Below are 6,391 nucleotides of genomic sequence, written 5' to 3'. Positions count from 1 at the left end.
GTCGGTGCTTTTTTTGAAGTAGCCGATGAAGCTGTTTTCGACGCGCAGCTGCGAGATACCGTACAGCCCAAAGATCACCGCCGCAGCGCATACGCCATAGACCGCTCCTCTACTGCGTAGCGCCGTTTCGGCGCACCAAATGGTAAATTTAAAGTGCTGCTCGAAGCTGCGGTTATTGTGCGTACGCCTTAGAAGCGACATAACTGCGCCGAATATTCCAAACGCCGTAACTAGCGAGATACTGATGCCTACGCTCATCATAATTCCCAGAGAAATTACGGGCTTTATATCGCAAAAAATTAGCGACATAAAGCCGATAACGGTCGTAAAGATCGCGAAAAAGCAGGGTCTTGCGCGCTCGCGCAGCACTGCATAAACGAGCTGGCGCTGCGAAAAGGCGTGAAAGCGCGCGCTAAACTCGCGGTAGGCGACGATTAGGTGGATACAGACCGAAACCGTTATGATGAGTTGAAGCGCTATGAAATTTGAGCTAATCACCGTGACCTCAAAGCTCAAAAAGCCGAATAATCCCGCTACAAGCACGACCGAATACGCGCAGATGATGAGTGGCAGTAGGATAAATTTCGCCTGTCTAAAAAAGAGCCAAAAGCAAGCTAACAGAAGCACCAAGGCGCCGAGTCCGTAGGTCGTTAGATCCGAGCGGACGTAGCCTACCATATCGTCGGCGATCATATTTAGTCCGCCCAAAAATAGCCGATCGCCCGCAAATTCCTTCTCAAAGCCCGCGATCAGCGCGCGCAAAGCCACAATGTCGCGGTGATCCTTTTCGCGCAGCTCGTCGCGGTAGGATTTAAAATTTTGTTCCGCAACTTTAAGCGTATCTTTGAGCTGTGAAATTTGAGCCTTGGAGCGGTTGCTCTCATGCTCCGCTTGCTTTAGAGCGCTTTTGGCTCCGTCTCTTAGGCGCAAAAGCTCCTCGTAGCGGGTCTGCGGCTTTAAATTTATTAAAATTGCGGTAGTGCGAAAATCGGCGCTTACTAAATTTGACGCATAAAAGGGGCTCGTAGAAAGCTCGCGCCTAGCCGCGGTTAAATTTACGTCCGCGTCGGTAAGAGTGGGTATGTGCTTAAGCAGCTCGCTCATACCCTCACTTTTGTTTAGCAAAAGCGGCACATTCGTGATGTCCGTGACGCTAGCGACGAAATCCAGCTTGGAAAAAGCTGCGTCCATCTGCGCTATTTTGCGGATCGTCTCGGGCGCTAAAAGATCGCCCGCGGGAGTGTAGGCGACGACTAAGAAATTCGGCGTTTCGTAGCGCTTGGATACTTCGCGCCAAATTTGAAGATCCTCGTCGTTATCAAGCAGTAGCGTCTGGGTCGAAGCGTCGATCTCGAGCTTTGTGGAGTAATATCCGAAAAAGAGCGCCAGCGCCGTAAACAGCGCAAGCGTGATTTTCGGAAACGTGACGATTAGGCGAAAAATTTTTTTCAAATACCGCTCTTTTAGGCGTGCCGCTATTCGCCGCTATTGATGACGGTGGAATTTAGCCGCTTTATGAGCTCGTCAAAGCCCAAATTTTGCGTTACGTCGCCTAGCTGCGAGCGATAGGTTTGGATTAGGCTAACGCCCACGATATCGACATCGTAGATGCGCCAATCAGAGCCGTTAGGATAAAATTTAAAATCTATGTCGTAATTTTTCTGCTCGCCGATGACCTGCGTTTTTAGCACGCGGCGCTTATCGCTCGGGCTTTGTTTGCTTAGCACCTTCATATCCTGATCGGTATAAAGCGAAAGTTTTTCGATAAAGGAGCGCTTAAGATGCGCTTCGAAAGCTTTGTTAAATTCCTCGATCTGCGCGGGGCTAAGGCTAGCGTAATGCTTGGCAAGGGAGAGCTTTGCCATCATCTTGTAATCGAAGTAGCCGTCAAAAAGCGCAAAAATTTTCGCTGGCTTTGCGTCTTTGGGTGCGCCGCTTCGCATAATACCTACGGCCTCGGCGACCTTCTGGCTCATCACAGGCTCGATATCCGCATCGCTAATAGCGTGCGCCGAAATCAAAAGCGCTCCGCAAAGCGCTAGAACTTTTAAAATTTTCATTTTCATTCCTTTATTAATTTCTCGCGATTTTGCTCGTAAGCATCGCGTAAAAATGGATACAGATCCACCGCATCTTTGGTCATTTTTTCATAAAATTTAGGATCGCGCGAGTAGTCGTTAAATATTCTAAATCCATTGACGGAGTTTCGAACGGTGCCATCTTTAATATAATTTATCGGGTTTGAAAAATAATCTCCTACAAGTCCAGCTGTATCGCGTAGATTGCTTTGCCCCAAAATCGGCCAGACGATGTGAGGACCTGCCGGCACGCCCCAATACCCGAGTGTCTGCCCGAAATCCTCGTCGTGGCGCGGAATCCCGTAGTATTTGCCTGCCATATCATTAAGCCCGCCGAAGCCAACGGTCGAGTTGATCAAAAACCGTTTCGTCTCGTCCCAAGAATTTTCAAATTTACCCTGCAACAGGTTGTTTACGAGCCTCATCGGATATAAAATATTATAGAAAAAATTTGAAAACGCGCCCTGGATCGGATCGGGCATTACGTAATCGTAGCCGCTGGCTACGGGGGTTAATATGTATGAGTAAAATACGTCGTTAAAGCTCGTCATAACGCGGTTATAGCCGCTAAGCGGATCGAAAACCTCGCGCTTGGCGAACTCCTCATCAAAACCATCCGTATCGCTAGGTGCTACGTCTTGCTTTTGCGAGCAACCGCAAAGTGCCAATGCCGCGACTAAGAATAGAATTTTTATAAATTTCAAATGTGACCCTTCTTTATAAATCAAAGTGGCGATTTTACAAGTTTAAAGAAATTTTGTCAATAAGGGTAAAATTTCGTATAGAATTTCCCTCTTTATATCGCAGAATAAAGCCTGCAGCTCTTTAAGAAATATATCAGAGGATATATTATAAAATCACGTGAAAGTAAATAAGAAAGGATGAAAATGGACGCAAAATTTGCTTTGGAATTCCTGCTTGGCAACAAAGCATCGCTTTTAGCCAAGCACATTAAGCTGCTTAAGGCCGTAGATGAGACTAAAAGTATTACAAAGGCCGCAGAGATCGTAGGAGTGTCGTATAAAAACGGCTGGGACGCGCTAAATTTAATCAACAATGCGAGCAAAAAGCCGCTCATCGTCCGCACTCAAGGCACAAAGAAAAATAGCGGCTCCGAGCTTACCCCTTACGCTCACAAGCTGATTCGCGCTTATGATGCTATTAGCCACGCGGGTGAGACATTTTTGAGTGAAATTTTAAAGCTTGACGAGATCACCGAAGAGAGTCTTTTAAGCTTAGAGAAGATCGGTATGAAGCTTTCTGCGCGCAATCAGCTAAGTGTTGAGATTACGGATGTTCAAACAGGCGCTGTAAATTCTCAAATCACGGCTAAACTCGCAGGTGGCGAAATTTTATGCGCGACGGTAACCGTAGAGAGCGAAAAAAATTTAGGGCTAAAGGTGGGCAAGGATGTGCTGTTTTTATTTAAGGCTCCAAGCGTCATCATCGCCAAAGGAAGCTCGGAGAAGCTAAAACTTAGTACGGCGAATCAAATCAAGGGCACGATTAGCGAGGTCAAAATCGGCGCGGTAAACGCAGAGATCTGTCTAGGCACAAGCTCGCACCAAAATATCACCGCGATCATCACGCGAGAATCTGCCACCGCGATGGCTCTAGGAGTAGGGGATGAGGTAACGGCGATCATCGAGCCTAGCGAGATCATTATTGGCGCGTAATAGGGTGAAATTGGGTGCTCAAAATTTTAAAATTTAAGGCGTAAATTTAAAATTTTAGATACAATTCAATTCTCGGTGAGAGCCAAAGTGAAAGGCATAAAATGAAGTTGAAAGCAGTGCTTTTAGGAATTTTAACGGCAGGCGCGCTAAGCGCAGGAGAGGTCAGCGTCGCAGCCGCTGCGAACACGACGTATGCGTTTGACGAGATTAAGGCGGAATTTGCCAAGTTACATCCGAAAACCACGCTAAACGTGAGCTTGGGCGCCAGCGGTGCGCTTAGTACGCAGATAAAAAACGGCGCGCCGTTTGATATTTTTATGGCGGCGGATATGAAATTCGCAGATGATCTGCATAAAGAGGGCTTTGCGACGGCGCCTGCCAAAACTTACGCCAAAGGCAAAGTGGCGATGTTTAGCGTGCGCGGCGTAGATCTTAGCAAGGGGCTTGAAATTTTAAAAGATTCTAGCGTCAAAACGATTTCCATAGCAAATCCAAAGACCGCTCCTTACGGCACCGCAAGCGTACAGGCCTTCCAAAAAGCGGGAGTTTACGATGAGATTAAAGGTAAAATCGTAGAAGCAAAATCGATCGGCGAGGCTCTTTCGCAAGCGCTTAAAGCTTCCGACGTCGGCTTTATCGCGGCTAGCGCGATGTATGCGCCTAAGATGGCGAAGGACGGCTGCAACGATAAGTCTTGCAAAGAGGGCGAAAATTTCGTCTTAGTCGATACCAAACTCTACGAGCCGATAGCTCAAGGCATGGTCGTGCTAAACCGCGCTAAAGATAATGCCGAAGCCAAGGCGTTTTATGATTTTATCCTAAGCGATAAAGGCAGGGCGATCTTTGCTAAATACGGATACGAGTTTTAATGATTAGAGCGAGAATCAACGAAATTTTACAAAAAGACGGCATCCATTCTGTAGGATTTATCGCGGGCGGCATCAAGCTACGTGGCGTATTTCTGCAGCTAAGTAGCGAGCTTAAGGTGGGTAGCGAAGTTTACGTGGGCTTTAAAAGCACTGATGTGCTTTTATCTCGCGAAGCCCTAAGTGGTGTATCTAGCGAAAATGAAATTCACGGCAAGATTATGAGCCTAAGCTTAGGTGAAATTCTATGCACGCTTAGATTTGAAGGCAAGATAAGCTTTGATGTGCTCATTAGCGCGCATTCTGCGCAGGAGCTTGCTTTACGCGAGGGCGACGAGGTTTTCGCATACATTAACGCCACTGCGATATATATAGAAAAATATGATAACGATTGATTGTAAGAAAAAAATCAGTGATGATTTCTCGATTGATGCTCGCTTAGAGATTAACAAAGGCTCGTTTGTGTGCCTATATGGGCGCAGCGGCAGCGGTAAGACTACACTGCTGCGCATTTTGGCTGGATTTTTGCGCGCAGATAGTGGTAGCATAAAAGATGGCGATCTCGTGCTACAAGAAGGCAATGAATTCTTAAGTGCGGGCAAGCGCAGGATCGGCTTTTTATTTCAAGACTACGCACTTTTTGAGAATATGAGCGTGACGGGTAATCTACTTTTTGCCAGAAATGATCCGCAAAAAGCTGCGATGCTGCTTGAAATTTTAGAGCTTAGCGAGTTTGCAAAATCTGGTGTCGAGGGTCTTAGCGGCGGACAGAAGCAGCGCGTAGCACTTGCTCGCGCACTGATGCAAGAGCCTGAAATTTTGCTACTTGACGAGCCGCTTTCGGCGCTTGATTTTACGATGCGCGAAAAAATCCAAGAGTATCTGCTAAAGATCCACGAGCAGTTTCATCAGACCGTGATTTTGGTAAGCCACGATGTGAGTGAGATTTATAGGCTTTGCAAGCGGGTTTATGAGATGAAGGACGGCAGGATCGTCCGCACCGGTACGCCGGAGGAAATTTTCCTTAAAACTAGCGGCTCGCAGAAGTTTTCTTTCGCGGGCAAGATTGTCGATTTACAAGCACGCGACGGGGTCAAAGTGGCTGTCGTAGCGATCGGCAGCCAGCTGTGCGAAGTGGTGCTAAGCAATGCAGAAGCCGATGGCTTGCAAGTAGGCGATGAGGTCAAAGCGGGTGCCAAAGCCTTTAATATCACTCTGCGTAAAATTTAAACTTGCAGACAAGCTTTTAGGTGCGCCTAAGTAGGAAACTTCAACTAGATTAGAGATTTAAATACAGGCTTTTATGGAATTTAGACGAGGGATTTTGCGAAATTTTAGCTAGATTTGCCCGCAAAATACGGTGAGATTTTAAAATTTCATTCGCATCGCGCTTAGATTTTCATGAAACACAAAATTTAAACGTAGGCTAGAGTAAAACCGCAATGCAAGACTAGATAGCGTGGGGAAAGTAAGCTTAAATTTTAGATTTTGCGCAGACAGGCGCCGTTAAATTCCTTCTTTGAATTTATTAATTGGCGTGGTGGGTTTATTTTTAAATTTAGCGGCTTTTAGCTTACTTTTTCGGCAGGAGTTGCGTGAATTCTATCATGCGATCTTGGTAAAAATTTAATGTGAAGCTTCGTAAAAACTTAAATTTTTAGATTTGGAATTTTGCCTGGATTTTGTGGCTTTGAAATTTTAAAAGCTCTAACGGCTTGAAGCTTGCGTGCTAAACTCGCTTCATAAGAGCTGTGGCAGGATTTCATTAACC

The 6,391-nt window shown here is 46.2% G+C and carries 7 protein-coding genes; 4 read left to right on the top strand and 3 right to left on the bottom strand.

Annotation, left to right across the window (positions count from 1 at the left end; all coding sequences use genetic code 11):
* From Q0277_RS07220 to Q0277_RS07210, 3 genes are all read right to left on the bottom strand, one after another.
* Window positions 1-1,452: MMPL family transporter (locus Q0277_RS07220; protein ID WP_297996863.1), on the bottom strand; the 1,452-nt coding region annotated here is incomplete at its 3' end.
* A 23-nt stretch (window positions 1,453-1,475) separates the two neighbouring features.
* The gene (locus Q0277_RS07215; RefSeq protein ID WP_297996861.1) at window positions 1,476-2,060 is read right to left on the bottom strand and encodes an ABC transporter substrate-binding protein; all 585 of its coding nucleotides are present in this window, start codon (window positions 2,058-2,060) and stop codon (window positions 1,476-1,478) included.
* Between the two features lie 2 nt (window positions 2,061-2,062).
* Window positions 2,063-2,746, bottom strand: a complete 684-nt coding sequence (locus Q0277_RS07210) for a VacJ family lipoprotein (protein ID WP_050346360.1) — start codon at window positions 2,744-2,746, stop codon at window positions 2,063-2,065.
* A 219-nt stretch (window positions 2,747-2,965) separates the two neighbouring features.
* Here Q0277_RS07210 and Q0277_RS07205 point away from each other — a divergent pair, with 219 nt between their 5' ends.
* From Q0277_RS07205 to Q0277_RS07190, 4 genes are all read left to right on the top strand, one after another.
* Window positions 2,966-3,754 (top strand): TOBE domain-containing protein, encoded by a 789-nt coding sequence (locus Q0277_RS07205; RefSeq protein WP_297996860.1) that lies wholly within the window; start codon window positions 2,966-2,968, stop codon window positions 3,752-3,754.
* 101 nt (window positions 3,755-3,855) lie between these two features.
* Entirely contained in the window at window positions 3,856-4,623 is a 768-nt protein-coding gene (modA, locus tag Q0277_RS07200; RefSeq protein WP_297996858.1) for a molybdate ABC transporter substrate-binding protein, read from the top strand.
* Entirely contained in the window at window positions 4,623-5,015 is a 393-nt protein-coding gene (locus Q0277_RS07195) for a TOBE domain-containing protein (RefSeq protein ID WP_005869698.1), read from the top strand. The genes modA and Q0277_RS07195 overlap by 1 nt, the downstream gene beginning before the upstream one ends.
* A complete protein-coding gene (locus Q0277_RS07190) occupies window positions 5,002-5,850 on the top strand; it encodes an ATP-binding cassette domain-containing protein (RefSeq protein ID WP_297950520.1) in 849 nt (282 codons plus the stop codon). The genes Q0277_RS07195 and Q0277_RS07190 overlap by 14 nt, the downstream gene beginning before the upstream one ends.
* The last annotated feature ends 541 nt before the right edge of the window (window positions 5,851-6,391 follow it).

The sequence above is a fragment of the uncultured Campylobacter sp. genome (genome assembly GCF_938030815.1).
GTDB lineage: Bacteria > Campylobacterota > Campylobacteria > Campylobacterales > Campylobacteraceae > Campylobacter_B.
This window is presented reverse-complemented; position numbering and strand designations above follow the sequence as displayed.

Coding starts and splice junctions, on each gene's coding strand:
- Q0277_RS07215 (WP_297996861.1), bottom strand. CDS start 2,060: ATGAAAATTTTAAAAGTTCTAGCGCTTTGCGGAGCGCTTTTGATTTCG.
- Q0277_RS07205 (WP_297996860.1), top strand. CDS start 2,966: ATGGACGCAAAATTTGCTTTGGAATTCCTGCTTGGCAACAAAGCATCG.
- modA (WP_297996858.1), top strand. CDS start 3,856: ATGAAGTTGAAAGCAGTGCTTTTAGGAATTTTAACGGCAGGCGCGCTA.
- Q0277_RS07195 (WP_005869698.1), top strand. CDS start 4,623: ATGATTAGAGCGAGAATCAACGAAATTTTACAAAAAGACGGCATCCAT.
- Q0277_RS07190 (WP_297950520.1), top strand. CDS start 5,002: ATGATAACGATTGATTGTAAGAAAAAAATCAGTGATGATTTCTCGATT.